The organism is Enterobacter sp. H2G27 (assembly GCF_054403075.1).
In genome coordinates, this window is record NZ_JBSVSI010000001.1 from 1,510,700 (window position 1) to 1,535,863 (window position 25,164).

Annotated in this window: 28 protein-coding genes; 14 read left to right on the forward strand and 14 right to left on the reverse strand. The window is 56.9% G+C overall.

Annotated elements, in window-relative coordinates:
- The first annotated feature begins 104 nt into the window (after positions 1-104).
- Positions 105-359, forward strand: a complete 255-nt coding sequence (locus ACW9E7_RS07125) for a putative hemolysin (RefSeq protein ID WP_133294185.1) — start codon at positions 105-107, stop codon at positions 357-359.
- Positions 360-439: 80 nt separating this feature from the next.
- Complete coding sequence (locus ACW9E7_RS07130; protein ID WP_045401563.1) at positions 440-745, forward strand: nuclear transport factor 2 family protein; 306 nt, start codon at positions 440-442, stop codon at positions 743-745.
- On the opposite strand, the gene ACW9E7_RS07135 is transcribed toward ACW9E7_RS07130, so the two are convergent.
- Positions 746-1,090, reverse strand: a complete 345-nt coding sequence (locus ACW9E7_RS07135; protein ID WP_115874786.1) for a DUF488 domain-containing protein — start codon at positions 1,088-1,090, stop codon at positions 746-748.
- A gap of 101 nt (positions 1,091-1,191) precedes the next feature.
- Here ACW9E7_RS07135 and ACW9E7_RS07140 point away from each other — a divergent pair, with 101 nt between their 5' ends.
- A complete protein-coding gene (locus ACW9E7_RS07140) occupies positions 1,192-1,899 on the forward strand; it encodes a CTP synthase C-terminal region-related (seleno)protein (protein WP_133294187.1) in 708 nt (235 codons plus the stop codon).
- Positions 1,900-1,930: 31 nt separating this feature from the next.
- Here ACW9E7_RS07140 and ACW9E7_RS07145 read toward each other — a convergent pair whose 3' ends face one another.
- Entirely contained in the window at positions 1,931-3,118 is a 1,188-nt protein-coding gene (locus tag ACW9E7_RS07145; protein ID WP_458727478.1) for a CynX/NimT family MFS transporter, read from the reverse strand.
- A 99-nt stretch (positions 3,119-3,217) separates the two neighbouring features.
- Here ACW9E7_RS07145 and ACW9E7_RS07150 point away from each other — a divergent pair, with 99 nt between their 5' ends.
- Positions 3,218-4,009 carry an AraC family transcriptional regulator gene (locus ACW9E7_RS07150; protein WP_458727479.1) on the forward strand — a complete coding sequence of 264 codons (792 nt, stop codon included), beginning with the start codon at positions 3,218-3,220 and terminating at the stop codon, positions 4,007-4,009.
- Here the strand turns inward: ACW9E7_RS07150 and ACW9E7_RS07155 are convergent.
- Positions 3,993-4,439 carry a DUF441 domain-containing protein gene (locus ACW9E7_RS07155; protein ID WP_024908579.1) on the reverse strand — a complete coding sequence of 149 codons (447 nt, stop codon included), beginning with the start codon at positions 4,437-4,439 and terminating at the stop codon, positions 3,993-3,995. The genes ACW9E7_RS07150 and ACW9E7_RS07155 overlap by 17 nt on opposite strands.
- Before the next feature lie 144 nt (positions 4,440-4,583).
- On the opposite strand from ACW9E7_RS07155, the gene yoaI reads away from it, so the two are divergent.
- The gene (gene yoaI, locus ACW9E7_RS07160) at positions 4,584-4,688 is read left to right on the forward strand and encodes a small membrane protein YoaI (protein ID WP_111965575.1); all 105 of its coding nucleotides are present in this window, start codon (positions 4,584-4,586) and stop codon (positions 4,686-4,688) included.
- 20 nt (positions 4,689-4,708) lie between these two features.
- Here the strand turns inward: yoaI and ACW9E7_RS07165 are convergent, their stop codons facing one another.
- The 3 genes from ACW9E7_RS07165 to yeaG all read right to left on the reverse strand — a co-directional run bounded on the left by ACW9E7_RS07165 (position 4,709) and on the right by yeaG (position 8,600).
- Positions 4,709-5,209 (reverse strand): YbaK/prolyl-tRNA synthetase associated domain-containing protein, encoded by a 501-nt coding sequence (locus ACW9E7_RS07165; protein WP_133294189.1) that lies wholly within the window; start codon positions 5,207-5,209, stop codon positions 4,709-4,711.
- Between the two features lie 98 nt (positions 5,210-5,307).
- Positions 5,308-6,591 (reverse strand): YeaH/YhbH family protein, encoded by a 1,284-nt coding sequence (locus tag ACW9E7_RS07170; protein WP_458727480.1) that lies wholly within the window; start codon positions 6,589-6,591, stop codon positions 5,308-5,310.
- 74 nt (positions 6,592-6,665) lie between these two features.
- A complete protein-coding gene (yeaG, locus tag ACW9E7_RS07175) occupies positions 6,666-8,600 on the reverse strand; it encodes a protein kinase YeaG (RefSeq protein ID WP_008500713.1) in 1,935 nt (644 codons plus the stop codon).
- A gap of 430 nt (positions 8,601-9,030) precedes the next feature.
- On the opposite strand from yeaG, the gene ACW9E7_RS07180 reads away from it, so the two are divergent.
- Positions 9,031-9,777 (forward strand): MipA/OmpV family protein, encoded by a 747-nt coding sequence (locus ACW9E7_RS07180; RefSeq protein WP_115874791.1) that lies wholly within the window; start codon positions 9,031-9,033, stop codon positions 9,775-9,777.
- A gap of 78 nt (positions 9,778-9,855) precedes the next feature.
- Here ACW9E7_RS07180 and ACW9E7_RS07185 read toward each other — a convergent pair whose 3' ends face one another.
- The gene (locus ACW9E7_RS07185) at positions 9,856-10,740 is read right to left on the reverse strand and encodes a D-hexose-6-phosphate mutarotase (protein ID WP_115874792.1); all 885 of its coding nucleotides are present in this window, start codon (positions 10,738-10,740) and stop codon (positions 9,856-9,858) included.
- Positions 10,741-10,813: 73 nt separating this feature from the next.
- Complete coding sequence (gapA, locus tag ACW9E7_RS07190) at positions 10,814-11,809, reverse strand: glyceraldehyde-3-phosphate dehydrogenase (protein ID WP_014831506.1); 996 nt, start codon at positions 11,807-11,809, stop codon at positions 10,814-10,816.
- Positions 11,810-12,149: 340 nt separating this feature from the next.
- Here gapA and msrB point away from each other — a divergent pair, with 340 nt between their 5' ends.
- Both msrB and ACW9E7_RS07200 read left to right on the forward strand, forming a co-directional pair.
- Complete coding sequence (gene msrB / locus ACW9E7_RS07195; protein ID WP_008500710.1) at positions 12,150-12,563, forward strand: peptide-methionine (R)-S-oxide reductase MsrB; 414 nt, start codon at positions 12,150-12,152, stop codon at positions 12,561-12,563.
- Between the two features lie 56 nt (positions 12,564-12,619).
- Positions 12,620-12,883, forward strand: coding sequence for a YeaC family protein (locus tag ACW9E7_RS07200; RefSeq protein ID WP_411800869.1), 264 nt, complete (start codon positions 12,620-12,622; stop codon positions 12,881-12,883).
- A 45-nt stretch (positions 12,884-12,928) separates the two neighbouring features.
- On the opposite strand, the gene pncA is transcribed toward ACW9E7_RS07200, so the two are convergent.
- From pncA to sppA, 3 genes are all read right to left on the reverse strand, one after another.
- Positions 12,929-13,570, reverse strand: coding sequence for a bifunctional nicotinamidase/pyrazinamidase (pncA, locus tag ACW9E7_RS07205; protein WP_136194698.1), 642 nt, complete (start codon positions 13,568-13,570; stop codon positions 12,929-12,931).
- 9 nt (positions 13,571-13,579) lie between these two features.
- On the reverse strand, positions 13,580-14,596 hold the full coding sequence (gene ansA, locus ACW9E7_RS07210; RefSeq protein ID WP_008500705.1) for an asparaginase: 1,017 nt from the start codon (positions 14,594-14,596) through the stop codon (positions 13,580-13,582).
- A gap of 62 nt (positions 14,597-14,658) precedes the next feature.
- Entirely contained in the window at positions 14,659-16,515 is a 1,857-nt protein-coding gene (gene sppA, locus ACW9E7_RS07215; protein WP_458727481.1) for a signal peptide peptidase SppA, read from the reverse strand.
- Between the two features lie 167 nt (positions 16,516-16,682).
- Between sppA and ACW9E7_RS07220 the strand changes: the two genes are divergently transcribed.
- The 3 genes from ACW9E7_RS07220 to ACW9E7_RS07230 all read left to right on the forward strand — a co-directional run bounded on the left by ACW9E7_RS07220 (position 16,683) and on the right by ACW9E7_RS07230 (position 20,306).
- Positions 16,683-17,234 (forward strand): NAD(P)H nitroreductase, encoded by a 552-nt coding sequence (locus tag ACW9E7_RS07220; RefSeq protein ID WP_115874796.1) that lies wholly within the window; start codon positions 16,683-16,685, stop codon positions 17,232-17,234.
- A 116-nt stretch (positions 17,235-17,350) separates the two neighbouring features.
- Complete coding sequence (selD, locus tag ACW9E7_RS07225) at positions 17,351-18,394, forward strand: selenide, water dikinase SelD (protein ID WP_458727482.1); 1,044 nt, start codon at positions 17,351-17,353, stop codon at positions 18,392-18,394.
- Between the two features lie 4 nt (positions 18,395-18,398).
- A complete protein-coding gene (locus tag ACW9E7_RS07230) occupies positions 18,399-20,306 on the forward strand; it encodes a DNA topoisomerase III (protein WP_149366698.1) in 1,908 nt (635 codons plus the stop codon).
- A gap of 25 nt (positions 20,307-20,331) precedes the next feature.
- Here the strand turns inward: ACW9E7_RS07230 and gdhA are convergent, their stop codons facing one another.
- The gene (gene gdhA / locus ACW9E7_RS07235; RefSeq protein WP_133294195.1) at positions 20,332-21,675 is read right to left on the reverse strand and encodes an NADP-specific glutamate dehydrogenase; all 1,344 of its coding nucleotides are present in this window, start codon (positions 21,673-21,675) and stop codon (positions 20,332-20,334) included.
- Between the two features lie 229 nt (positions 21,676-21,904).
- Here gdhA and ACW9E7_RS07240 point away from each other — a divergent pair, with 229 nt between their 5' ends.
- Entirely contained in the window at positions 21,905-22,183 is a 279-nt protein-coding gene (locus tag ACW9E7_RS07240; RefSeq protein WP_115874800.1) for a DUF1496 domain-containing protein, read from the forward strand.
- On the opposite strand, the gene ACW9E7_RS07245 is transcribed toward ACW9E7_RS07240, so the two are convergent.
- A complete protein-coding gene (locus ACW9E7_RS07245; protein WP_136194702.1) occupies positions 22,143-22,559 on the reverse strand; it encodes a pyrimidine (deoxy)nucleoside triphosphate diphosphatase in 417 nt (138 codons plus the stop codon). The two genes, ACW9E7_RS07240 and ACW9E7_RS07245, sit on opposite strands and share 41 nt — an antisense overlap.
- Positions 22,560-22,634: 75 nt before the next feature.
- Here ACW9E7_RS07245 and ACW9E7_RS07250 point away from each other — a divergent pair, with 75 nt between their 5' ends.
- Together ACW9E7_RS07250 and ACW9E7_RS07255 are read left to right on the forward strand one after the other, a co-directional pair.
- Entirely contained in the window at positions 22,635-23,204 is a 570-nt protein-coding gene (locus ACW9E7_RS07250; protein WP_458727483.1) for a carboxymuconolactone decarboxylase family protein, read from the forward strand.
- Positions 23,197-23,814, forward strand: a complete 618-nt coding sequence (locus ACW9E7_RS07255) for a CDP-alcohol phosphatidyltransferase family protein (RefSeq protein ID WP_458727484.1) — start codon at positions 23,197-23,199, stop codon at positions 23,812-23,814. Before ACW9E7_RS07250 ends, ACW9E7_RS07255 begins: the two co-directional genes overlap by 8 nt.
- Here ACW9E7_RS07255 and ACW9E7_RS07260 read toward each other — a convergent pair.
- On the reverse strand, positions 23,811-25,118 hold the full coding sequence (locus ACW9E7_RS07260; protein WP_458727485.1) for a rhodanese-like domain-containing protein: 1,308 nt from the start codon (positions 25,116-25,118) through the stop codon (positions 23,811-23,813). The two genes, ACW9E7_RS07255 and ACW9E7_RS07260, sit on opposite strands and share 4 nt — an antisense overlap.
- Between the last annotated feature and the right edge of the window lie 46 nt (positions 25,119-25,164).

Consider the following 25,164-nt stretch of genomic DNA (forward strand, 5'->3'; position numbering starts at 1 on the left):
CCACACTATAGTGCTGAAAAGTGCAGTTAAAATGGAGAAATCATGGAGAACGCGGCGATGACCCGTTACCCTTAGGGTGTAATGACGTCAAAAGGATCAATGAGATGAGATTTCTGCTTCTGGCGCTGGCGCTTCCCCTGACCGCCTGTACCGCAAAACCCACGCCACCCGATGCGCCAAAACCGCCGCACGCTATTGGTATGGCGAACCCGGCCTCCGTCTACTGCCTGGAGAAAGGCGGGGAACAGATCCCGATTCAAAGCCCGCAGGGCGTTCGCACCGAGTGCAAATTACCGGGCGGGGAAGTGATCGATGAATGGACGCTCTATCGTCGCGATCGTCCGCAACCCACCAGGTGACAGACGGATACCGCCTGCGATACACTTCTCTTTAGGATTAATCTTAGCCAGTTTCTGGCATTCGTTTCCGCGAGAGAAGTATGTTTCAGCTAAAACCGGGCAGCATGGCGATGATCGTGGGTGCCCGCACGGCGTCAGGCCGTCGCAATATTGGTAAATCTGTTGAGCTATTTGGCCTCTGCCAGCCTGGTCTGCGTTTTGTTAACCCGGTCAACGGCGTGATGACGCAATTACCGGCCACCGCAGATCGCGCGCTTTGGCTGGTGACGGGTGATGTCTACGCCTTTGACAACCAGCACGGCTTTGCGTTTGTACGCGCCGAACATTTGATGCCGCTCACCCCGGATGAAGCGCCGCAAATTCTGGATGAACTGACGATCGGCTGATCACAGATGACGCAGCCAGTCGGCTAAGATCAGGGCGTGATTTTGCTCCGTGTTTTTGGCAGCAAAGAGCAGGGTGACGGTCTGCCTGCGCGCCAGCGTCGCCAGACGCACTCCCTCGTTAGCATGCTGCGCAAGCTCTTCCCGATAGGCCTTACTGAAGGCGGTGAAATCAATGGTTTCGCTATGAAAGGCCTTGCGTAGTTCATTCGAGGGCGTGAGCGCTTTACACCATTCGTCATAAACGAGGTCCGTTTTTTTAACCCCGCGAGGCCAGAGCTTGTCCACCAGCACCCGATAGCCGTCGTCCGGAACTGCCTGTTCGTAAACGCGTTTGCACTGAATCATGATTTCACCCTCCCAATTTAAGGTATTGTGATAATTGCAAAAGATCGGTAGTCTGAGGTTCCTTATGTTATCTGATAATACTCTGGCATAAGGAACCTTTCATGGAACACCTCCCGGTTAAAACGACGCTGCGCATTGCGCTTGTTGGCGACTACAATCCCAATGTTATTGCGCATCAGGCGATCCCGTTGGCCATTGATGACGCCGCCGCAGTCCTTGACCTCACCGCCGATTACGACTGGCTGGCCACCACGGAGCTGACTAGCCCTGAAGATCTGGTGGGCTACGATGCCATCTGGCTGGTTCCTGCCAGCCCCTACAAAAACACCGAGGCCGCTTTTATCGCCGCGCGCTACGCCCGTGAAAACAGCATCCCGTTCCTGGGCACCTGCGGCGGGTTCCAGCACGCGCTGATTGAGTATGCCCGAAACGTGCTGGGCTGGGCCGATGCGGCACACGCTGAGACGGATACCGAAGGCACCATGGTGATTGCGCCGCTGACCTGCTCGCTGGTGGAAAAAACCGATGCGATTGAACTGCGCAAAAATACGCTGATCGCCAAAGCATACGGCAAGCCGGAAATTGAAGAGGGGTATCACTGTAACTATGGTGTGTCGCCGGCGTTTGCACAGGCGCTGGAAAGCGGTGATATGCATGTTACGGGCTGGGACGATCAGGGGGAAATTCGCGCCGCAGAGCTGGTTACGCATCCGTTCTTCGTGATTACCTTATTCCAGCACGAGCGTGCCGCGCTGGAAGGCCGTCCGGTCGTGCTGGTGCAGGCGATGCTGCGCGCCGCTCGCGGGTAAAAAAGGCAGACCCGAGGGTCTGCCACACTGTTTAACGGGGCGCGATCTCCCGGTCTCGCCCGGCTAAGATGCCGCAGAGGGCCATTATCACGGCGGCCAGGGCGCAGCCCAGAAGCGGGTTTTGCCAGTTTCCCGCGCTATCGTGAATTTTCCCCATCAGCGGGGGACCGCAGGCGGCGAGCAGATAGCCAATCGACTGCGCCATGCCGGACAACGCCGCCGCCTGGTGTGCAGAACTGGCGCGCAGACCGATGAACGTCAGGCCGAGGATCATCGTTGCCCCTGTGCCAAAGCCAAACACCAGCGTCCACATCACCGCCATGCCCGGCATAAACCATAATCCCGCCGCGCTTATCGCGCACATCAGCGCCACCGCGCCTGCGATCGCCCGCTGGTCTTTCAGACGGTGGAGGATCAGCGGAACGGCGAGTCCCGGCACGGCCGTAGCCAGCTGCAACAGACCGTGCACCGAGCCAGCCTGCGCTTCGCTGTAGCCGTGGCTCAGCAGTATCGCCGGCAGCCAGCCGATGATGACGTAGTAAATCAGCGAGTTTATCCCCAAAAAGAGCGTGACCTGCCAGGCGAGGGCCGAGCGCCAGATCGCGCGGTTATGTAGCGCGCCTGCGGCCGTTACCGTTGCGACGTGTTTCTGACGCCACTGGGGCAGCCAGAGCAGCAGCGCGACCAGCGGAAACGCCATCAGCATCAGCAGCGCGCCATGCCAGCCGGCGCTACCCTGTGCCAGGGGAACGATCATTGCCGAACCGAACGCCGCCGAGACGCCCATCGTCAGGGAATAGGCGCCGGTGAGCTTCGCCACCTGGCCGGGAAAATCACGCTTAATTAATCCGGGTAACAGCACGTTCCCGAGCGCAATACCGCAGCCGACGATCGCCGTTCCGGTGAAAAGCAAAGCGGCGGAAGGCAGGGAGCGAACGGCAATCCCGACGCAAATCAGCAGCAGGGCGATAAACAGGCTGCGCTCCATGCCGATACGCCGGGCAACGCCCGCGGCGAGCGGCGAGACAATGGCGAAAGCCAGCAGGGGCAGGGTGGTCAGCAGACCGGTTTGCGCCGTACTTAAGCCATAATCAAGACGAATTGTATCGAGCAGCGGCGCTGCGCCGGTAAAGGTGACGCGAAGCGTAGTGGCAATCATCAGGATGCCTGCAACCAACAGCTCGACGTGTTTTCCTGAGGTGCGAATAGCAGTAGTCATTATGTTCTCATACGTTCAAGCGAGCGCACACAATACCGATTTTATCAGCGGTTGAAATCAGGCTAAAATGACAGTTTATCGCTAATATCGGACAAACTGATGATTGGTCTGGGACTGGAAGGCTACGATCCTGATAGCCAGTACGATGCGGCCGTCGCATTTCGCATTCAGGTAGTGGCGGAGGAACAGTATATTCCCCGGCATCATCACCGTAAGGGGCAGCTGATTCTTGCCCTCGGCGGCGCAATCACCTGTGAAGTGGAAAATGCCATGCTGATGGTTCCACCTCAGTATGCCGTCTGGATCCCCGGCCAGATACCGCACAGCAACAGGGCCACGCCGGGCGCGCAGCTCTGCTTTTTGTTTATTGAGCCGGGGGCCGTCAGCCTGCCCGAGCGCTGCTGTACCCTGAAAATCTCCACCCTGGTGCGGGAGCTGATTTTATCGCTCGCGGAAAAATCTCGTGAACAGCTGCAGCTCGCGGCCACCTCGCGTCTGGTGGACGTCCTGTTTGACGAGCTGCCGCTCCAGCGTCAGGAGCATCTGCAGCTGCCCGTCTCGCCCCATCCTAAAATTCGGCTGATGAGCGAGAAGATGGCGGAAGAGCCTGCCGCCTGGCAGACGCTGGCACAGTGGGCGAGCCACTTCGCCATGAGCGAACGCAGCCTGGCGCGGCTGGTGGTGAAAGAGACCGGTTTAAGCTTTCGCCGCTGGCGTCACCAGCTGCAGCTGATTGTGGCATTACAGCACCTGATCGGCGGGAAATCGGTACAGCAGGTGGCCCAGTCACTGGGCTATGACTCTACCACCGCGTTTATCACCATGTTCAGAAAGGGACTGGGCCAGACGCCGGCGCGTTATATGGCCAGCCTGACTACGACTTCCCGATAAACAGAGAGACAAGGCCTGCCGCAATCAGCGGGCCGACCGGTACGCCACGAAAGAGCGCCACGCCCAGCACGGTGCCCACCAGCAGACCCGCCACCAGCGAGGGCTGGCTGCTCATCAGCGTGACGCCGCGTCCCCCCAGCCACGAAACAAAAATCCCCACCGCGATCGCCACCAGCGATTTCCAGTTTACGAACGAGTGCAGCAGGGTTGATGCGGGAAGGGTGCCGCTGGCGATCGGCGCCATTACCCCAATGGTCAAGATAATGATCCCGATGGTGAGGCCTTGTTTTTCTATCCACGGGAAAAAGGTATTTAACGGGGTCACGCGCACAATAATCAGCACCAGAATCGAGATGGCGACGGTGGTGTTATGGCTGACAAAGCCGAGCGCGGCCAGTGCCAGAAGAATGAGCAGAGTAGGGTCAAACATAGGGAATCCTTGCCAGAAAAATTGTTCTGTTTACTGTACGCGCAAACGCGGCAGAGAACAGTTTTAAAAAGATTTTATCGTTGTCATTACCTTGTCATTTACGCGGATTAAAACGAAAGCAGATATCGCAAAAGGGTCGCCATCATGAACGATCACATGTTTGTTGAAACGCTGATTATCTCCTCATCGTTTTTCGCTATTGCCGCTATTCTCGTTGCCTCCGTGCTGTTTCTGGAACGAAAAGGCTGACAGGGCGTCAGCCATCGCAGTTACGCTTTATGGAAGGTGACAAGCTCAGGACGGGCGATGCGCAGGTAATCCTGGGTATCCATAATCACGGATTTCTCCAGCAGGCCGGCGTTAAACGCGATTTCGTCAAAACGCTCGAACAGCAGCGGGTCGGCAACCAGCGCCAGGTCAGGATGGAAGCTAAAGGGCGGGATAGCGCCGAAAACGCAGGCGGTCAGGGCATCGACTTCCGCCGGGCTGGCGAGGGAGGCTTTTAGCCCGCCAAAATGGCTGGCAAGCTGGCTTAGGTCAGCCTGCAGATCGGCGGCGAGGATCGCCAGAACGTGTTTTTTTACGCCGTTTCCCTTCACCTTGCAGACCAGGGCTTTTGCGCCTTGCCGCAGGTCGGTCCCGCGAATTTCACTTACCGCTTCACATTTCCCGACAGCCTCGTGCTCCATGACGCGAAACCGCGCGCCCTGCTCGGTGAGTAAGGTAATCAGTTGCTGGTGGGTTCCTGCCTCAATAACGTCGTCAGTCATAACGATTTCCCGGTGATAATCCAGTATGCAGCATTCTACATTAGCACGGGATGAGCGGGGTCGAAAGAAAACAGCCAGCGGGCTCGCTGGCTGTTGGGTTATGCGTTGCTGGTAGCAGACTGTTTGTGGAACAGCTCTCTGAACACCGGATAAATATCATCCTGGTCACGGATATGCTGCATGGCAAAATTGTCGAACATCGCCTGCAGATGCTCATATTCTCGCCACAGGGTCTGGTGCGCGCGGCGGGTGATTTCGATATAGCTGTAGTAACGCACCACAGGCAGAATTTTCTTCGCCAGAATCTCGTGACACAGCGGTGAGTCGTCGGCCCAGTTATCGCCGTCCGACGCCTGCGCGGCATAAATATTCCACTGCGCCGGGTCGTAGCGCTCTTTGACCACTTCATCCATCAGCTTCAGCGCGCTCGAGACGATGGTCCCCCCGGTTTCCTGAGAGTAGAAGAACTCATGTTCATCCACCTCCTTCGCCTGGGTGTGGTGGCGGATATAGACCACCTCCACGTTCTTATAGGTTCTGCTCAGGAACAGGTAGAGCAGGATATAAAAACGCTTCGCCATATCCTTGGTTGCCTGATCCATCGAGCCGGACACGTCCATCAGACAGAACATCACCGCCTGGCTAGAGGGCTCAGGGCGTTTTTCGTAGTTCTTGTAGCGCAGGTCAAAGGTGTCGATAAACGGTACCCGTTCGATCTTCGCCCTCAGCTCTGCAATCTCTTTACGCAGGCGCTCCTCTTCCAGCAGTTGCGCCGGTTCCGTGTTTTCCACCACCTTCAGGCTGCTCTCCAGCTCGCGCAGCTCGCGACGTTTTCCTGCCGTCATGGCCGTACGCCGCGCCAGCGAATTCTGCAGCGAACGTACGACGCTGATGTTGGCGGGTACGCCGTTGGCGGTGTAGCCCGCGCGGTGGGTTTTATATTCATTAAGCTGACGATGATGATTCTTTTTCAGATTCGGCAGCGCCAGGTCTTCGAACAGCAGGTCGAGATATTCATCTTTTGAAATCTGGAAGACAAATTCGTCCTGACCTTCACCGTCCTGGCTGGCCTGTCCCTGACCGCTTCCTGAACCACCTCCGCCGCCTTGAGGGCGCTCAATTCTGTCGTTCTGAACGAAGTGGTCATTACCTGGGTGTACGCGATGGCGCAGGCCGCCTCGCCCCTGATGAAACATCGGTTCGCTGATGTCATCGGTGGGGATGGAGACAGACTCGCCGCTGTCGACGTCGGTCACCGAGCGTTTGTTGATGGCCTCGGAGATAGACTGTTTAATTTGCGCTTTATAACGACGCAAGAAGCGCTGGCGGTTCACCGTGCTCTTGTTTTTGCCGTTAAGACGCCGGTCAATAAACCAGGTCATATACCCCCCGTACTGCATTTGCCAACTTGCATTTTGTAGGCCCGGCAGGCTCTAAGCGCCGCCGGGCACTTGTTTTAAGACGATTTACGCACGCGCAGGTACCATTCGCAGAGCAGGCGCACCTGTTTGCGGGTGTAGCCTTTTTCCATCATACGGTCGACAAAATCGTCGTGTTTTTTCTGTTCATCGGTTGAGGTTTTGGCGTTAAACGAGATCACCGGCAGCAGCTCTTCGGTATTGGAGAACATTTTCTTCTCAATGACCGTGCGCAGCTTCTCGTAGCTGGTCCAGTTCGGATTGCGCCCGTTGTTATGCGCTCTGGCGCGCAGGACGAAGTTCACAATCTCATTACGGAAGTCTTTCGGGTTGCTGATCCCGGCAGGCTTCTCGATTTTTTCCAGCTCCGCGTTCAGGGATTCACGGTCAAACAGCTGGCCGGTATCCGGGTCGCGGTACTCCTGATCCTGGATCCAGAAGTCAGCGTAGGTGACGTAACGGTCAAAAATGTTCTGCCCGTACTCTGAATAGGATTCCAGGTAGGCCGTCTGGATCTCTTTGCCAATGAACTCGGCGTATTTCGGGATCAGGTAACCTTTCAGGAACTCAAGATAGCGTTCAGCCTGCTCCTGCGGGAACTGTTCGCGTTCGATTTGCTGTTCCAGCACGTAGAACAGATGAACCGGGTTGGCCGCCACTTCCGCATGGTCGAAGTTAAAGACGCGGGAGAGGATCTTAAACGCGAAACGCGTGGACAGACCGTTCATCCCCTCATCAACCCCGGCATAGTCGCGATATTCCTGATACGACTTCGCTTTCGGGTCGGTATCTTTCAGGCTCTCACCGTCATAGACGCGCATTTTTGAGTAAATGCTGGAGTTTTCCGGCTCTTTCAGGCGCGAAAGAATGGAGAAGCGTGACAGCGTTTCCAGCGTGCCCGGCGCGCAGGGAGCGTGCACAAGCTCACTGTGGTTAAGCAGTTTCTCGTAAATTTTGATCTCTTCAGAGATCCGCAGGCAGTAAGGCACCTTGACGATGTACACGCGGTCAAGGAAGGCCTCATTGTTTTTGTTGTTACGGAAGGTCACCCATTCAGATTCGTTCGAGTGGGCGAGAATGATCCCGTTAAACGGCAGGGCGGAGATACCTTCCGTCCCGTTGTAGTTGCCTTCCTGGGTAGCCGTCAGCAGCGGATGCAGCACTTTAATCGGTGCTTTAAACATCTCAACGAACTCCATGATCCCCTGGTTAGCCCGGCACAGCGCGCCTGAGTAACCGTAGGCATCCGGATCGTTTTGCGCGAAGTTTTCCAGCTTGCGGATGTCAACTTTACCCACCAGCGCCGAGATGTCCTGGTTGTTCTCATCGCCGGGTTCAGTTTTGGCGATGGCGATCTGTTCAAGGATAGATGGCCAGACCTTCACCACGCGGAATTTGGTGATATCGCCACCAAACTCGTGCAGGCGTTTTGCCGCCCACGGCGACATGATGGTGCCGAGGTAGCGACGCGGTATACCGTATTCTTTATCCAGAATCTGCGCATCTTCCTGCGGATTGAACAGGCACAGCGGATGGTCATTCACCGGGCTGCGCTCGCCGTTGGCGCTCAGCACATAGATAGGCACGCGCTGCATCAGCGACTTCAGGCGTTCCGCCAGCGAGGATTTACCGCCGCCCACGGGGCCGAGTAAATAGAGGATCTGTTTCTTCTCTTCCAGACCCTGAGCGGCATGCTTCAGATAGGAGACAATCTGTTCGATGGCATCTTCCATACCATAGAACTCTTCAAACGCCGGATATCGGGCGACCACCCGATTCGAAAAGAGACGGGAAAGCCGGGGTTCCAGGGCAGTGTCAACCATGTTTGGCTCACCAATAGCCATCAATAGCCGTTCTGCCGCATTGGCATAGGCACTGCGATCTTGCCGACAGATGGTAAGAAACTCCTGCAGTGTGAACTCTTCGTCCTTGGCAGCTTCATAGCGCTGGCGATAGTGATCGAATATATTCATGGCATGCCGTCCTTTCGTTTTTTAGCACAGGATAAGAGCCGTTCGTATGAGTAGTGGAGGCTCCCGGAAGAGAATCTCTCGCACCTCACTGCCAGAGCAGCAACCTGTGTGCCAGGTCAGACGCTAAGAACCGCAGGTGTTCAGGAAAACTCTTCTTAAATTAAAGCGTAGATGGCATTTGCAAAACTTGCATGCCCACAAAATCTACTTTCAATGACATATCAATAACTCATCCAAAAATTTCCACTGTCGTTATAAGACAAATGCACGTTTTTCATTCAGCGGTCATGTAAATGAAAGCGTGTTGTCATCTGAAAAGTTAAAAATAACGGGTTAATCAGACTGATTAGCAGGCAAAAAATTTTGGGATGTACGGGAATGGCGGTTACACTTCACCCGCTGATTATTTGACTACAGGAAAGAATGGATTGTGACCAAACTCAAACTTCTGGCATTAGGCATCCTTGCCGCGACCGCAGTAAGTACCGCACAGGCGGAAAGTCAGTGGACGCTTGGCGCGGGTGTTGGCGTCATTAACAGCCCGTACAAACAGTATGACCGTGATGTGTATCCTGTTCCGGTTATCACCTATGAAGGGGATAACGTCTGGTTCCGCGGGCTCGGCGGCGGCTACTATCTCTGGAACGACAAGGCCGATAAGCTCTCCATCATGGCCTACTACGATCCAACGCACTTCAAGCCGGGTGACAGCGACAGCCACGCGCTTCGCCAGCTCGACAAGCGTAAAAGCTCGATGATGGCCGGCCTCTCATACGTGCATAACACCCAGTATGGCTTCCTGCGTACGGCTCTGGCGGGTGACACGCTGGATAACAGCAACGGCTTTATCTGGGACCTGGCGTGGCTGTACCGCTATACCAACGGTGGGCTGACCCTGACGCCGGGTATCGGTGTGCAGTACAACAGCGAGAACTACAACGACTATTACTACGGCGTCTCTAAAAACGAGTCCCGCCGCAGTGGTCTGAAAAGTTATAGTGCAGATGACGGCTGGGATCCTTACCTGGAGCTGACAGCGAGCTACAACTTCCTTGGCGACTGGAGCGTGTACGGTACCGGCCGCTACGAGCGTCTGAGCGACGAAGTGAAGGATAGCCCGATGGTCGATAAGTCCTGGGCAGGTATCTTCTCTGTGGGTGTGAGCTACAAGTTCTGATTGTGCATTAATTTAGTGCAATCTATGCATCAAAACGGGGCGCTTGCGCCCCGTTTGCTTTTGCATGGTGCAGCAAAATTATCGCTTCACAATGCGAATCGTCTGCCCTAAACGAGACGGTTTTTCTTCACTCGCTTTCTGCGGGTTGGTCACGCGAGCCGTTTCCACGCAGACAAACGTTTTATAACCCTCATCCGTCATGTCGGCCATGCTGACGGACAGCGCAGGACCCGGGTTCCAGCCCACCACATCGCTGTGATGATGATGGACCACTTCAATGCCGCGGTTCAGGGCGCCGTCGTGGATCACGCTACACGCTTCCGGGTGCAGGTAGACGCGGTCGGTACGGTCAGGGAATGCCTGAACGCCGTCGCTCAGTTTGCCTTCTTTCGCGTTATCGACTTTATCGATATAGGTATCGCCCAGGCCGCTCACCTTCACTGCGCTGATATCACCCACGTTGAAATAGGTGTGCAGGGCAGAGGTGGTTTCGAACTCGCCGTGAGCTTCCAGTTCGATTTCGCAAGTTTTACCCAGCTTGAAGCGGGCATACAGGGTGAAATCGTGCGGCCACAGGGCGCGGGTTTCATCATTAGCCTGCAGCTCAAAGGTCAGCACGGCGCCGTTATCGTCTTCGTTGTGCGCTTTCAGGGTCCACTGCTGGTTACGGGCAAAACCGTGAGAAGGCAAACCCTGCTGGGCGGACGGGCCGAACCACGGCCAGCAGATAGGCACGCCACCGCGGATCGCTGCCCCTTTTTTGAAGGAGGTCGCATCGCTCAGCCACAAACCTTCGGCTTCGCCTTCCGGTTTCCAGGAGAGCAGGTGAGCGCCGTTCAGCGCCACGGACGCTTTAACACGCGGATGGTCAACGACGATGATATCAGCACCGTCAATCTGACGGCGGGAGAGCACAGGGGTAAGCTGTTCGACTACCGGAAGTGCAAAAATTTTATTAATCATTAAGCAATCCTCTGTCTTATAAATAAAAAAAGGCGACCGAAGTCGCCTTTTTGGATCAAGCACTCATCTCAACTTATTTGGAGATGTGAGCGATCAGGTCCAGTACTTTGTTAGAGTAGCCAGTTTCGTTGTCGTACCAGGAAACCAGTTTAACGAAGTTGTCGTTCAGTGCGATACCTGCTTTAGCATCGAACACGGAAGTGCACACTTCGCCGTTGAAGTCGGTAGAAACAACGTCGTCTTCGGTGTAGCCCAGAACGCCTTTCATTGCGCCTTCGGAAGCAGCTTTGATTGCTTTCTTAATTTCTTCATAAGAAGCAGCTTTTTCCAGACGAACGGTCAGGTCAACAACGGATACGTTTGGAGTTGGAACGCGGAACGCCATACCAGTCAGTTTGCCATTCAGTTCTGGCAGTACTTTACCTACAGCTTTAGCAGCACCGGTAGAGGATGGGATGATGTTCTGAGCCGCGCCACGGCCGCCGCGCCAGTCTTTGTGAGACGGGCCATCAACGGTTTTCTGAGTAGCGGTGGTCGCGTGAACAGTAGTCATCAGACCTTCGATGATGCCGAAGTTGTCGTTGATAACTTTAGCCAGTGGTGCCAGGCAGTTGGTGGTGCAGGATGCGTTAGAGACGATATCCTGGCCAGCGTAAGTTTCGAAGTTTGCACCACGAACGAACATTGGGGTGTTGTCTTTGGAAGGACCAGTCAGAACAACTTTCTTCGCACCAGCGGTGATGTGTTTACGCGCAGTTTCGTCGGTCAGGAAGATACCGGTTGCTTCAGCAACAACGTCAACACCGATTTCGTTCCATTTCAGGTTAGCTGGGTCTTTTTCAGCAGTAACGCGGATGGTTTTGCCATTAACAACCAGGTGGCCGTCTTTCACTTCAACGGTGCCGTCGAAACGACCGTGAGTTGAGTCGTACTTCAGCATGTACGCCATGTATTCAGCGTCCAGGAGATCGTTGATACCAACGATTTCGATGTCAGAACGTTTCTGAGCAGCACGGAAAACAATACGGCCGATACGGCCAAAACCGTTGATACCTACTTTGATAGTCATATATTCCACCAGCTATTTGTTAGTGAATAAAAGGTTGCCTGTAAAATTACAAAAACCTTACGCAGCGTCAAGCGGAATCGTGTCAATCATTGCGACAAATCAATCCTGTGACTAACGTTTGTGCGACTGACTCGCCTCACTTTCCCTTTGAGCTTGCACCCATATGGGGGCTGCGCCGGGATTTTAAAGTCCTTGCAGGATAAAAATGTGAACGTGATCACAATTGCCTGACCGCTTATTCGCGACACATAAGTTTAGATCAAAAGTGCACGCAAGGGTGTTAATGTTTTGTTAGAATCCGGGTTGAAAGATGTCTGTTTCTACAGCGAGATGTAAGCATATGTCGAACCAACGTAACCCTGACGATTTGAAAAAAAACCTCACAGAAATGCAGTTTTACGTGACGCAGAATCACGGAACGGAACCGCCGTTCACCGGGCGTTTGCTGCACAACAAGCGGGACGGCGTCTACCACTGCCTGGTCTGTGATGCCCCGCTGTTTAATTCACAAACGAAATTTGATTCTGGCTGCGGCTGGCCGAGTTTCTATGAGCCGGTGAGCGATGAGGCAATCCGCTATCTGACCGACTCGTCGCACGGCATGGTGCGTACGGAAATTCGCTGCGGCAACTGCGACGCGCACCTTGGGCACGTTTTCCCGGATGGACCTCAGCCTACCGGCGAGCGTTTCTGCGTAAATTCGGCCTCAATGAGCTTCACCGATGATGAAAACGGTGACCAGATTAAGGGTTGAAAAAACGATTCAGCAAATTATTCCTTTGAAAGGGCGCGAGTGTGAATATTGATGACATGATTAGCGGCATGACGCCGGAGATTTATCAGCGTCTGGTGACCGCCGTGGAGCTGGGAAAATGGCCCGACGGCGTTGCGCTGACGCCGGAGCAAAAAGAGAACAGCTTGCAGCTGGTAATGCTGTGGCAGGCGCGCAACAACACCGACGCACAGCACATGACGATCGACACCAAAGGCCAGATGGTGATGAAGAGCAAGCGCGAGCTGAAAGAGGACTTCGGTATCACGCCGAAGCCGATTGCGACGATTAAAATGCAATAACGGTGCGGGTTGATGCCCTCTCCCACAGGGAGAGGGCGTAAAAGACTATGCCTGCGTTTCCAGCCAGTCTTCGAGCGTATACAGGGTTGCGCCTTCCGCAGCCATATCCATAAACGCCTGAGCGCTGTCCTGTGGTTGAATGTTCACCCCGCGGCAGCCGTCGGTGATGACGCTGACGGTGTAGCCAAGCTGAAGCGCATCCAGCACGGTGAACTTCACGCAGTAGTCCGTCGCCAGGCCCAGTACGATCAGCTCCGTGATTTCGTGGTGACGCAACCAGGCGTCCAGCGCCGTTTTCTGGCGATGCCCGTTATCAAAAAACGCGCTGTAGCTGTCGATAGCCGGGTTTTCACCTTTATGGAACACCGCATCGATGGCCTTTTGATTCAGAAGCGGATGCAGCGCCGCGCCTTCCGTCTGCTGTACGCAGTGATCCGGCCAGAAAGTTTGCGCCAGCCCGTCGAGTTCACCCTGGGTGAAGGGCTCTACGTTGTGCTGGCTGGCAAAGCTGCCGTGATTTGCCGGGTGCCAGTCCTGGCTTGCGACAACTGCTTCACCGCGAGCTTTGCACCAGTCAATGAGCTTGTTGGCCACGTCAACGGTGCTGTCACCTTCGGCGACCGCCAGCGCACCGCCCGCGCAGAAATCATTTTGCAAATCGACCAGTAGCAGGGCGCGTTGCTTCATGAGACCTCCTTATTCGTCCGGGGTCAGTTCGCCGCGCAGGTTTTGCATCATCGCGCTGCGAATGGACTGAATGTCCAGATCCTGACTCAGTAAATAGTGAAGTTTAGTCAGCGTTGCCTCAACGGTCATATCGAAGCCGCTGATCACACCCGCATGCGCCAGCGCGTTGCCGGTGGCATAGCCCCCCATATTCACTTTACCGGACATACACTGGGTCAGGTTAACGACCACAATTCCGCGCTCGCTGGCTTCCTGAAGCTCTTTCAGAAACTCGCCGTTTTGCGGCGCATTGCCCACGCCATAGGAGCGCAGGATAAGCGCCTTCACCGGCTGGCGCAGGAAGTTACGCACCACGTCCGCAGAGATACCCGGATAAATGGTGACCACGCCAATCGGTTGCGGGGTAATCGGATGCACAATCAGCTCGCCCGCTGTGTTCGGCGCAGGAGGGGTTCCCAGACGACGGATATGAATACCGGCCTCCAGCAGCGGCTGCAGGTTTGGGGACGCGAAGGCGTCAAAGCCGTCGGCATGGGCTTTGGTGGTGCGGTTACCGCGATACAGACGGTTGTTAAAGAACAGCGACACTTCGTTAATCGGGTAATTCGCCGCCACGTACAGGGAGTTCAGCAGGTTAATCTGCCCGTCCGAGCGCAGCTCCGCCAGCGGAATTTGCGATCCGGTAACGATAACCGGCTTGCTCAGGTTCTCCAGCATGAAGGAGAGCGCCGAGGCGGTAAACGCCATGGTGTCGGTGCCGTGCAGGATCACGAAGCCGTCGTACTGGTCGTAATGGGCTTTAATATCATCCGCGATATGCTGCCAGTCTTCCGGCGTCATGTCGGAGGAGTCCATCAGCGGCTCGTATTCGTGGATGGTAAAGTCAGGCATTTCCGGACGGTGGAATTCGGGCATCAGCGCAAGCTGACGCTGCAGGTGGCCGGAGACGGGGATATAGCCGTTTTCGGAGCGCTGCATACCGATGGTACCGCCAGTGTAGGCTACATAAATCGATTTCTTCTGCATGGTAGTGAGTTCTTGTTCTTCAAAAGAAAAAAATCCCCTCTTCGCGGGAAGAGGGGACGGTTTTAACGGACGTTCGCACAGGTCAGGCAAAACGCGTAACGACTCTGTGGATCGTTAAAGGCCGCAAGCTTATCGCTTTCTGCCTTCATCGCTTTTGCCGCCGTGGCGACCGGCGCAGGCAGGTAAGCCTGCAGCGCCTCCGGCAGCATGGCACGTACCGAGCCGGACATGCTGTCCATGACCATATCGAAGAACGACGGTTCGTCCTGATAATACTCGATATGCCACTGCTTCAGCTTCGCCAGTTCGGCGGCTTTCTTCACCGCGTCATCGAAGTCACCCAGACTGTCGACCAGACCGTTGCTCTTCGCATCCTGGCCGGTCCAGACGTGGCCCTGTGCAATCTGGTCGATCTGCTCAGGCGTCTTTTTACGCGAGTCCGCGACCAGGGTGATAAAGCGCTTATAGCCATTCTCAATGCTGAGCTGCATCATCTCAGAAACTTCCGGCGGCAGGGATTTGGTCACCGACACATCCGCCAGCGGAGAGGTTGCTACACCATCGGTATGCACGCCCAGAGAATCCAGGCTGTTTTCCACGGTGTTGATCACCCCGAAGATGCCAATCGAGCCGGTCAGCGTGCTTGGGTTAGCCACGATGTAGTTGGCTGGCGTGGAGATCCAGTAACCTCCGGAGGCGGCCATTCCGCCCATTGAGACGACGACCGGCTTGCCTGCGGCGCGGGCCGCGGCCAGTTCAGCACGGATCACCTCTGAGGCGCTGACGCTGCCGCCAGGGCTGTTGACCCGCAGGACAATTGCCTTCACTTTCGGATCGAGGCGAGCATCGCGGATTTGCGACGCGGTAGTATCGCCGCCCACGTTCCCCGGGGTCTCCTGACCGTCCATGATGGCACCGTTGGCAAAGACCACCGCGACGCTGTCACCGTTCTCATCCGGTTTTTTCGTCGAGTAATCATACATGCTGATGGCGCTGTAATTTTTGTCCTCTTTGCTCCAGCCAAACTGTTTGCTCAGGGATTTTTCAATCTCGGCGCTGGTGCCCAGGGCATCAACCAGTTTGTTATCGAGCGCATATTTTGCAGTATCACCGTCAACCTTACGCAGGCCTTCGAGCACGCCCTGCGCGCCAGGGAACACCTGCTCAGGCGTAATCTGACGGTTAGCGGCAACGGTGCCGAGATAGTTCTGCCACAGCTCGCCAATCCAGCGGCTATCTGCTTCGCGGGCGGCAGGGGACATATCGTCGCGGATAAACGGCTCCACGGCGGATTTATACGTGCCGACGCGGAAGACGTGGGTGGTGACCTTCAGCTTGTCGAGCAGCGATTTATAGTACAGGCCATTGGTGGCAAAGCCGTGCAGATCGACCGTGCCCTGCGGGGAGAGCCAGATCTTATTGGCAAAGCTCGCCAGATAATATTGCCCCTGGCTGTAGCTGTCGCCCACGGCAATCACCGGCTTGCCGCTGTCGCGGAACTCGCGCAGCGCTTTACCGATGTACTGCATGGAAGGCTGATCGCCACCGGCAAAATCTTTCAGATCCAGCACGATGCCGGTGATGTTACGGTCATCTTTGGCCTGACGGATGGTATCGACGATATCGAACAGGGAATTTTCCTGCAGGCGGTCTGACGTGGCGCCAAACAGCTGACGGCTGATTACGCCCAGACGGTTGCTGGCTGACGGTTTATCAACGATTACGCCGGTGATATCAAGTAACAAGGCCCCGCGAGTCGAATGCTGCGCCTGATTTGCGTTACTGATGTGCATCCAGATACCCGCGCAAACCAGAACCAGCAGGATGAAGAAGATGTTCATCACCAGGTTGCGGACGAAGTTGAGCAGTCGCCACGTCCATTTAAAGAAACCGGCAATAATTCGCCAAAGGGTTCGCATGTATTCTCCCTAACCAGAAAATGACTGTTTCCGTCGCCACTGGACGGTAATGTTGGGTTATCGTAATGACCCAACCGCCACTTGTCAGCAGGAATCGCCTGCCAGGCTGTAACAAAATCTGCCGTCGTGTTAATTTTGTGAGTAAATTTCAAGAAAGGAGTTAACCAATGGACGCACTCGAACTGCTTGTTAACCGCCGTAGCGCTTCCCGTCTGGCCGAACCTGCCCCGGCAGGCGAGCAGCTGGAGAACATTCTGCGTGCCGGCATGCGTGCCCCCGATCATGGCACACTGCAGCCGTGGCACTTCTTTGTGATTGAAGGCGAAGGCCGCGATCGCTTCAGCCAGCTGCTGGAGCAGGGTGCGGTGGCCGCCGGGCAGGATGAGAAGGGCATCGACAAGGCGCGCAATGCCCCGTTCCGTGCACCGATGATTATTGCTGTCTTGGCGAAATGCCAGGCCGACCATAAGGTGCCGGTCTGGGAGCAGGAAATGTCCGCGGGCTGTGCGGTAATGGCGATGCAAATGGCCGCCGTCGCGCAGGGCTTCAACGGCATCTGGCGCACCGGGCCGCTGACGGAGAGCGCAGCCGTACGGGAAGGATTCTCCTGTGGCGAACATGACAAAATTGTCGGCTTCCTCTATCTCGGTACTCCGCAGCTTAAAGCCTCCAGCACCATCAGCGTGCCGGACACCACGCCTTTCGTCAGCCGTTTCTGATAACGCGCGCTAAACTGTCTGGATTCTGAGCATCTGCCGCAGAATTCAGACAGTCATACTTACCTCTTTATGGAATGAGCGCTACCATAGCGCGATTGAGATGACAGGAGACGTCCATGAGCGAGCAAACCATTCGTTTAACGCAGTACAGCCACGGAGCCGGTTGCGGTTGTAAAATTTCCCCGAAAGTGCTGGAGACCATCCTGCACAGCGAACAGGCGAAGTTTGTCGACCCGAACCTGCTTGTCGGCAACGAAACGCGTGACGATGCTGCGGTTTATGACTTAGGTAACGGCACCAGCATTATCAGCACCACCGACTTCTTTATGCCGATTGTCGACAACCCGTTCGACTTCGGACGCATTGCGGCCACCAACGCCATCAGCGATATCTTCGCAATGGGCGGTAAGCCGATTATGGCGATCGCCATTCTGGGCTGGCCGATCAACACCATCCCGCCAGAAGTGGCCCGTGAAGTGATTGATGGCGGCCGTTTTGCCTGCCAGCAGGCGGGAATTGCGCTGGCCGGCGGTCACTCTATTGATGCGCCGGAGCCTATCTTCGGCCTGGCCGTTACCGGCGTGGTGCCGACCGAACGCGCGAAGCGCAACAGCACCGCGCAGGCGGGCTGCAAGCTGTTTCTCACCAAGCCGCTGGGCATTGGCGTGCTGACCACCGCCGAGAAAAAATCCCTGCTGAAACCGGAGCACAAAGGGCTGGCAACCGAAGTCATGTGTCAGATGAACCTTGCCGGTGCGGCGTTTGCCAATATCGACGGCGTGAAGGCGATGACCGACGTGACCGGTTTTGGTCTGCTGGGACACCTCTCCGAGGTGTGTCAGGGCGCGGGCGTGCAGGCGCAGGTCTGGTATAAGGACGTGCCGAAGCTGCCGGGCGTGGAAGAGTATATTGCTCAGGGCGCGGTTCCGGGCGGTACCCAGCGTAACTTCGCCAGCTACGGTCACCTGATGGGCGAAATGCCTGAGGAGTGGCGCAACCTGCTGTGCGATCCGCAAACCTCCGGCGGCCTGCTGCTGGCGGTGACGCCGGAATCCGAAGCCGAGGTTCAGGCTACGGCCGCCGAGTTTGGCATTACCCTGACGGCAATCGGCGAGCTGGTGACCGCGCGCGGCGGTCGTCCGATGATTGAGATCCGTTAATTCGATGCGGTTGTTTATTGCCGAAAAGCCGAGCCTGGCCCGTGCCATCGCCGACGTGCTGCCTAAGCCGCATCGCAAAGGCGACGGCTTTATCGAGTGCGGTAACGGGCAGGTGGTCACATGGTGTATTGGTCACCTGCTTGAGCAGGCGCAGCCGGATGTCTATGACAGCCGCTACGCCCGCTGGAATTTGAACGATCTGCCCATCGTGCCTGAAAAATGGCGCCTGCAGCCCCGACCTTCGGTGACCAAACAGCTCAACGTGATCAAGCGCTTCCTGCATGAAGCCGATGAAATCGTGCACGCGGGTGACCCGGACAGGGAAGGACAGCTGCTGGTGGATGAGGTGCTGGACTATCTGGAGCTGGCGCCGGAAAAGCGCCAGCAGGTGCAGCGCTGTCTGATCAACGACCTCAACCCGCAGGCGGTGGAGCGAGCCATTTCGCGCCTGCGCGCCAACAGCGAATTTATCCCGCTGTGCGTCTCGGCATTAGCCCGCGCCCGCGCCGACTGGCTGTACGGCATCAATATGACCCGCGCCTACACCATTCTTGGGCGCAACGCGGGCTATCAGGGCGTGCTCTCCGTGGGGCGCGTGCAGACGCCGGTGCTGGGGCTGGTCGTGCGTCGCGATGAAGAGATTGAAAACTTCGTCGCCAAAGATTTCTTTGAGGTGAAAGCGCATATCGTCACGCCTGAAGACGAGCGTTTTACCGCCGTCTGGCAGCCGAGCGATGCCTGCGAATCGTATCAGGATGAAGAGGGGCGTCTGCTGCACCGTCCGCTGGCGGATCATGTGGTTAACCGCATTACCGGACAGCCCGCTATCGTCACCAGCTATAACGATAAACGGGAATCAGAACCCGCGCCTCTGCCGTTCTCGCTGTCGGCCCTGCAGATTGAGGCCGCGAAGCGCTTTGGCCTCAGCGCGCAGAACGTGCTGGATATCTGCCAGAAGCTCTATGAAACCCACAAGCTGATCACCTATCCGCGTTCGGACAGCCGCTATCTGCCGGAAGAGCACTTTGCCGGTCGTCATTCGGTGATGAACGCCATCAGCGTGCACGCGCCGGACCTGCTCCCGCAGCCGGCGGTAAATCCGGATACCCATAACCGCTGCTGGGACGATAAAAAAGTCGATGCCCACCACGCGATTATCCCGACGGCGCGCGCCAGCAGCGTCAACCTGACGGATAACGAAGCGAAGGTCTACAACCTGATCGCCCGTCAGTACCTGATGCAGTTCTGCCCGGACGCGGTGTTCCGCAAATGCGTGATCGAGCTGGAAATCGCGAAAGGAAAGTTTATCGCCAAAGCCCGTTTCCTCGCGGAAGCAGGCTGGCGTACCCTGCTGGGGAACAAAGAGCGTGACGAGGAGAACGACGGCACGCCGCTGCCCGTCGTCGCTAAAGACGACGAGCTGCTGTGTGAAAAAGGGGAAGTGGTGGAACGCCAGACCCAGCCGCCGCGCCATTTTACCGATGCGACGCTGCTGTCGGCGATGACCGGGATCGCCCGGTTCGTGCAGGATAAAGATCTGAAGAAGATCCTGCGCGCCACCGACGGTCTGGGTACGGAAGCGACGCGAGCGGGGATCATCGAGCTGCTCTTTAAGCGCGGTTTTCTTGAGAAGAAGGGGCGCTATATCCATTCGACCGAGCCGGGACGCGCGCTGATTCATTCCCTGCCGGAGCTGGCCGCCAGGCCGGACATGACCGCGCACTGGGAATCGGTGCTGACGCAGATCAGCGAGAAACAGTGTCGCTATCAGGACTTTATGCAGCCGCTGGTCGGGACGCTTTACCAGCTGATCGATCAGGCGCGAAGCACGCCGGTGAAAACGTTCAGAGGGATGGTTGCACCCGGTGGTGGCGCGAAGAAACCGTTTAAAAAGAAAAAGAGCGCGGCCTGATACGCCCGGCCGCACGCTATAAACCTTAAATCACACCCTGCCCAATCATCGCATCCGCTACCTTCACGAATCCGGCGATATTCGCCCCGCGCACGTAGTTGGTTTGCGATGCCTCGCCGCCGTACTCCACGCAGGCATGGTGAATATCCAGCATGATGTGATGCAGGCGGGCATCCACTTTTTCCGCCTTCCAGCCGAGACGCGCGGCGTTTTGCGCCATCTCCAGGCCGGACGTCGCCACGCCGCCCGCGTTAGCGGCCTTGCCCGGTGCAAACAGCACGCCCGCTTCCAGGAACAGATCCGTCGCTTCGATTGTGGTCGGCATGTTCGCCCCTTCGGCTACCGCCTTCACGCCATTGCTAATCAGCGTGCGCGCGGCGTCTGCATCCAGCTCGTTCTGCGTGGCGCACGGCAGGGCGATATCCACCGGCACGCCCCACGGCTGTTTCCCTTCAAGATACGTCAGGCCAAACTCCCGGGCATAATCTGCAAGACGGCCATCGCGGCTGGCTTTAATTTCGCACAGGCGTGCCAGCTTCTCTGCCGTGAAGCCCGCTTCATCCACCACCGTTCCGCTGGAGTCAGAGGCGGTTACCACGCGAGCGCCAAACTGCATCGCTTTCTCAATCGCGTACTGCGCCACGTTACCGGAGCCGGACACCGCGACGCGCATGCCTTCAAAGCCTAAACCGTGGCGCTTGAGCATGGCCTCGGTGAAGTAAACCAGGCCGTACCCGGTCGCTTCCGGGCGGATCAGGCTCCCGCCAAACGACAGCCCCTTACCGGTAAAGACGCAGGCGCTGTTGTTGGAGAGCTTTTTCATCATCCCGGCCATAAAGCCTACTTCACGCCCGCCCACGCCGATATCACCGGCAGGCACGTCGGTGTCAGGACCAAGATGGCGATAGAGTTCGGTCATCAGCGCCTGGCAGAAACGCATGATTTCACCTTCGCTTTTGCCTTTCGGGTCGAAATCGCTGCCGCCTTTCCCGCCGCCCATGGGCAGCGTGGTGAGGGCGTTTTTAAAGGTCTGCTCGAAGCCGAGGAATTTCAGAATCGACAGGTTCACGGACGGATGGAAACGCATGCCGCCCTTAAACGGGCCGATGGCCGAGTTGAACTGTACGCGCCACGCGCGGTTAACCTGCACCTGATTGCGATCGTCAACCCACGTCACGCGGAACTGGATCACGCGCTCTGGCTCGACCAGGCGTTCGAGCAAAGACATCTGGCGATAGCGCGGGTTTTGTTCAAGGAAGGGCCACAGGGTGGTCATCACTTCACGCACGGCCTGCGCGAACTCGCTTTGGTGCGGGTCGCGCTGCTGAACGTGGGCAAGGAAACTTTCCAGAGAGCGTGTCTGATCCATAGATATAAGAACCTCTTATAATAATGTTTGTATATGACTTATGCGATTTGTGTTGTTTTTTTGACTATAACACCCGTACTGCTTTGTCTGGCAAGCAGAAATTTAGGACGAAAGGGAAATTAATGAGAGCGCGGGCGTCATAACCAAAAGCGATGACGAGATAAATTAAAGGTTCCGCGCGGGTTTACCGTTATAGTCATTATCAAGGGAACAACAGGAAGATGTGTCTATGAAACGTTATCTATTAACCGCGTTATGTCTGATCTTCACCGCTGGCGCGCAGGCTGACCGCATTCGTCCGGACGTGGAAGTGAATGTGCCGCCGGAAGTGTTTAGCTCCAGCGGCCAGAATCAAACGGTGCAGCCCTGTAATCAGTGCTGCATCTATCAGAATCAGAACTACTCGGAAGGCGCCGTGGTGAAAGCGGACGGCATTCTGCTGCAGTGCCAGCGCGACGAGCGCGCCATCAGCACGAACCCGCTGGTCTGGCGTCGCGTAAAACAATAAACGCTTCCAGCAGGGGAATATCCGCGGGGGCTAAGGTGTAGCCGAACGCCTCTTCCGGCGTACACCACGCCAGCGCGCTGTGGTAGTGCGCCGTGAGCGCACCGCTAAACGCAGGAACGTGCCAGGCGTGCAGGTTGATTAACCGCTGCGAGACCTCGCGCTGGTGGCTTGCCACGTATTGCGCGGGCAGCGCTTCAATACCCAACTCTTCACGCAGCTCGCGGATAAGCGCCTCGGGCTGGGTTTCACCCGCCTCGACTTTGCCGCCTGCAAATTCCCACATGCCCGGCTGGTCGGCGTGGGCAGGGCGCTGTGCCAGTAAAATTTTGTCGTCTTTTTCGATGATGGCGGCAACGACATCGAGTGTTTTCAGCATGGTCGTCAATAATTGATGGCGAAAAAAGACATATTATCGTGCCCTTTCTCAGAGTCCAGCTATCAGGAGAATCAGTTGAAAGAGACTACCGCCTGGGTTGCCCCTATCGAATCCCTTCCCGCCAGCCTTAAACCCATTGCCGTGATGCAAAAAAAGCATTTTGGCGCCGTGCTGAATCCCACGCGCTGGTGGGGGCGCATGCCGCGTCTGTTCTGGCTGATGGCGCTGTTCGTCGGTTTTCTGGAGCGTCGTCGTGCGCGCCTGACGCCCGTTCTTCGTTCGCTGCTAATGACGCGGGTATCCCAGCTCTGCCACTGCGCTTTCTGTATTGATGCCAACAGCCTGCGGCTGGCCGAGCGCTGCGGGGCGCTGGATAAGGTGCAGGCCGTGAGCGACTGGCAGGGTTCCGCCTTGTTCACGGGGCAGGAGCGCGCGGCGCTGGCCTACGCCGAGGCGGTGACCGCCACGCCGCCCCGGGCGGATGAGGCCATCAGAGCGGCGCTGAAGCGCCACTTTACGGATGACGCCATCACCGAGATGACGGCGCTCATTGCCTTTCAGAATCTCTCCGCCCGCTTTAATGCCGCGCTGGATATTCCGGCGCAGGGCCTGTGCGCCACGTTTAATGAGACGCCTCATGCTTGACCGTCACCTGCACCCGCGGGTAAAGCCCGTTCTGAATCGTCTGGTTTCCGTGCTGGACAGGCAGGGCATTACGCCCGACGGATTAACCCTTACCGGGTTTGCGATTGGCGTGCTGGCGCTGCCGTTTCTGGCCCTCGGCTGGTATCCGGCGGCGCTGGTCGCCATCGTGCTTAACCGCCTGCTGGACGGGCTGGACGGGGCGCTGGCGCGCCGCAGAGGGCTGAGCGATGCGGGGGGATTTCTCGATATCTCGCTCGATTTTCTTTTCTACGCCCTGGTGCCGTTTGGCTTTGCGCTGGCTGCTCCGGCAGAGAATGCGCTGGCGGCTGCCTGGCTGCTGTTTGCGTTTATCGGGACCGGCAGCAGTTTTCTGGCGTTTGCGGCGCTGGCCGCAAAGCACGACATCGACAACCCCGGCTATGCGCACAAGTCGTTTTATTACATCGGTGGGTTAACGGAAGGGACGGAGACCATCGCGCTGTTCGTGCTGTGCTGCCTCTTCCCGGCACACTTTACGCTGTTCGCGTGGGTATTCGGCGCGCTGTGCTGGCTGACCACCACAACGCGCGTCTGGAGCGGCTATGTGACGCTGAAGTCACTCAACCCTTAGAGAGCGCTCTCTGGCCCGCGCTCTCCGCTGGTGACCGGGTTCTGCGGATGACTGCTCCATTCGTACCAGCCGCCGTCATAGACGGCGACATTCTTCCAGCCCATCGCCCGGGCGTACATAAAGGTTTCGGACGCCCGCCAGCCGGTGCCGCAGTAAAACGCGACGTGCTGTTCCGGCAGAATATTCCAGCGCTTCCACTGGGCGGCGATATCGTCCGCGCTGCGCATGGTGCCATCCGGGTTATGGAAATCCTCCATGTGGGTCGCATCGCTGCCCGCGTGGCCCCAGCGGGCACCGGCAATTTCACCTTTTGGTTTGATGTAGCTGTAGCCGCTGGTTTCGCCGATGAACTCCGGCCACGAGCGAATGCTGACCAGGGAGGCATCCTGACGGTGCAGCATGCCGCGCGCCTGTTCCATATCCACCATCAGCTGCGGCTGGCCGGGGATCGGCGCGCCAAAATCGGGGGCGGGTTTGACGGGGCCGGGCACTCCGCCCTGTACCAGCAGTCCCGAATCAGACCATGCCTTCCAGCCGCCGTCCAGAAGACGTACATCTTTCACGCCGGCGTAGAGCATTATCTGGGCCACACGGGCGGCGGCGTAAACGTCGCGACCATACAGAATAACGGTAGTGTCATGGCGGATCCCGTGTTTCTCCAGCATCGCTTTCAGCTTGTCGTCAGAAACTTTATTCCACAGCGGTTCGCTTTCAACCTCGTTAGTATCGATGTAGCCCGCCCCGGGAATATGGCCGAGCAGATAAAATTTAGGCGCCCCCCAGCCGGCTTCTATAATCTTCCAGTCGGCTGATGGTGCGGCGGTGATACGTTCCCCTTGTTGCAGGCGATGGATCCACTCCGGGTAAACCAGCTGTTCAAAGTGCGGCAGACGCTGAAGACGGCCGGGGGTCTGCAGCGCATCGCTGAGCAGCGAAACGTGGCGATATCCTGCTTTCTCCAGACGGGCTTTCACCGCCTGGTTATCCCTATCGTCACCGTACAGAGCGATGGCCGTCGCAGGGGGCAATTGATGCTGTTTTGCCCAAAGCGCAAGCTGCTCGTCGCTCATGCTGTCAAGCCAGGCGGCAGCCAGGTTGATTGCGGCGGGTTCATGCCCGGAAGGCGCGCGAAAAGTCTGTGGCCAGCCGTTATAGAAGGCGCTGGGCCGGGTATCGACAGGTGTGCCGTGCTGCGCCTGAAGCTGAGACAGCGTCATCGCGTTGGGCATATCAGCCGCCAGAGAGGAAAAGGACGCGAGGCCGCAGAGCAGAGCCAGCGCGGTCAGTTGAGAAACACGTTTCATCGAATAACCTGACGTCAATAAAAGAGGGGGGGCATTGTCGTCTCTC

Bases quoted from the DNA above. Each gene is read 5' to 3' on its own strand.
- ACW9E7_RS07125 (WP_133294185.1), top strand. From the start codon at position 105: ATGAGATTTCTGCTTCTGGCGCTGGCGCTTCCCCTGACCGCCTGTACC.
- ACW9E7_RS07130 (WP_045401563.1), top strand. From the start codon at position 440: ATGTTTCAGCTAAAACCGGGCAGCATGGCGATGATCGTGGGTGCCCGC.
- ACW9E7_RS07135 (WP_115874786.1), bottom strand. From the start codon at position 1,090: ATGATTCAGTGCAAACGCGTTTACGAACAGGCAGTTCCGGACGACGGC.
- ACW9E7_RS07140 (WP_133294187.1), top strand. From the start codon at position 1,192: ATGGAACACCTCCCGGTTAAAACGACGCTGCGCATTGCGCTTGTTGGC.
- ACW9E7_RS07145 (WP_458727478.1), bottom strand. From the start codon at position 3,118: ATGACTACTGCTATTCGCACCTCAGGAAAACACGTCGAGCTGTTGGTT.
- ACW9E7_RS07150 (WP_458727479.1), top strand. From the start codon at position 3,218: ATGATTGGTCTGGGACTGGAAGGCTACGATCCTGATAGCCAGTACGAT.
- ACW9E7_RS07155 (WP_024908579.1), bottom strand. From the start codon at position 4,439: ATGTTTGACCCTACTCTGCTCATTCTTCTGGCACTGGCCGCGCTCGGC.
- yoaI (WP_111965575.1), top strand. From the start codon at position 4,584: ATGAACGATCACATGTTTGTTGAAACGCTGATTATCTCCTCATCGTTT.
- ACW9E7_RS07165 (WP_133294189.1), bottom strand. From the start codon at position 5,209: ATGACTGACGACGTTATTGAGGCAGGAACCCACCAGCAACTGATTACC.
- ACW9E7_RS07170 (WP_458727480.1), bottom strand. From the start codon at position 6,591: ATGACCTGGTTTATTGACCGGCGTCTTAACGGCAAAAACAAGAGCACG.
- yeaG (WP_008500713.1), bottom strand. From the start codon at position 8,600: ATGAATATATTCGATCACTATCGCCAGCGCTATGAAGCTGCCAAGGAC.
- ACW9E7_RS07185 (WP_115874792.1), bottom strand. From the start codon at position 10,740: ATGATTAATAAAATTTTTGCACTTCCGGTAGTCGAACAGCTTACCCCT.
- gapA (WP_014831506.1), bottom strand. From the start codon at position 11,809: ATGACTATCAAAGTAGGTATCAACGGTTTTGGCCGTATCGGCCGTATT.
- msrB (WP_008500710.1), top strand. From the start codon at position 12,150: ATGTCGAACCAACGTAACCCTGACGATTTGAAAAAAAACCTCACAGAA.
- ACW9E7_RS07200 (WP_411800869.1), top strand. From the start codon at position 12,620: ATGATTAGCGGCATGACGCCGGAGATTTATCAGCGTCTGGTGACCGCC.
- pncA (WP_136194698.1), bottom strand. From the start codon at position 13,570: ATGAAGCAACGCGCCCTGCTACTGGTCGATTTGCAAAATGATTTCTGC.
- ansA (WP_008500705.1), bottom strand. From the start codon at position 14,596: ATGCAGAAGAAATCGATTTATGTAGCCTACACTGGCGGTACCATCGGT.
- sppA (WP_458727481.1), bottom strand. From the start codon at position 16,515: ATGCGAACCCTTTGGCGAATTATTGCCGGTTTCTTTAAATGGACGTGG.
- ACW9E7_RS07220 (WP_115874796.1), top strand. From the start codon at position 16,683: ATGGACGCACTCGAACTGCTTGTTAACCGCCGTAGCGCTTCCCGTCTG.
- selD (WP_458727482.1), top strand. From the start codon at position 17,351: ATGAGCGAGCAAACCATTCGTTTAACGCAGTACAGCCACGGAGCCGGT.
- ACW9E7_RS07230 (WP_149366698.1), top strand. From the start codon at position 18,399: ATGCGGTTGTTTATTGCCGAAAAGCCGAGCCTGGCCCGTGCCATCGCC.
- gdhA (WP_133294195.1), bottom strand. From the start codon at position 21,675: ATGGATCAGACACGCTCTCTGGAAAGTTTCCTTGCCCACGTTCAGCAG.
- ACW9E7_RS07240 (WP_115874800.1), top strand. From the start codon at position 21,905: ATGAAACGTTATCTATTAACCGCGTTATGTCTGATCTTCACCGCTGGC.
- ACW9E7_RS07245 (WP_136194702.1), bottom strand. From the start codon at position 22,559: ATGCTGAAAACACTCGATGTCGTTGCCGCCATCATCGAAAAAGACGAC.
- ACW9E7_RS07255 (WP_458727484.1), top strand. From the start codon at position 23,197: ATGCTTGACCGTCACCTGCACCCGCGGGTAAAGCCCGTTCTGAATCGT.
- ACW9E7_RS07260 (WP_458727485.1), bottom strand. From the start codon at position 25,118: ATGAAACGTGTTTCTCAACTGACCGCGCTGGCTCTGCTCTGCGGCCTC.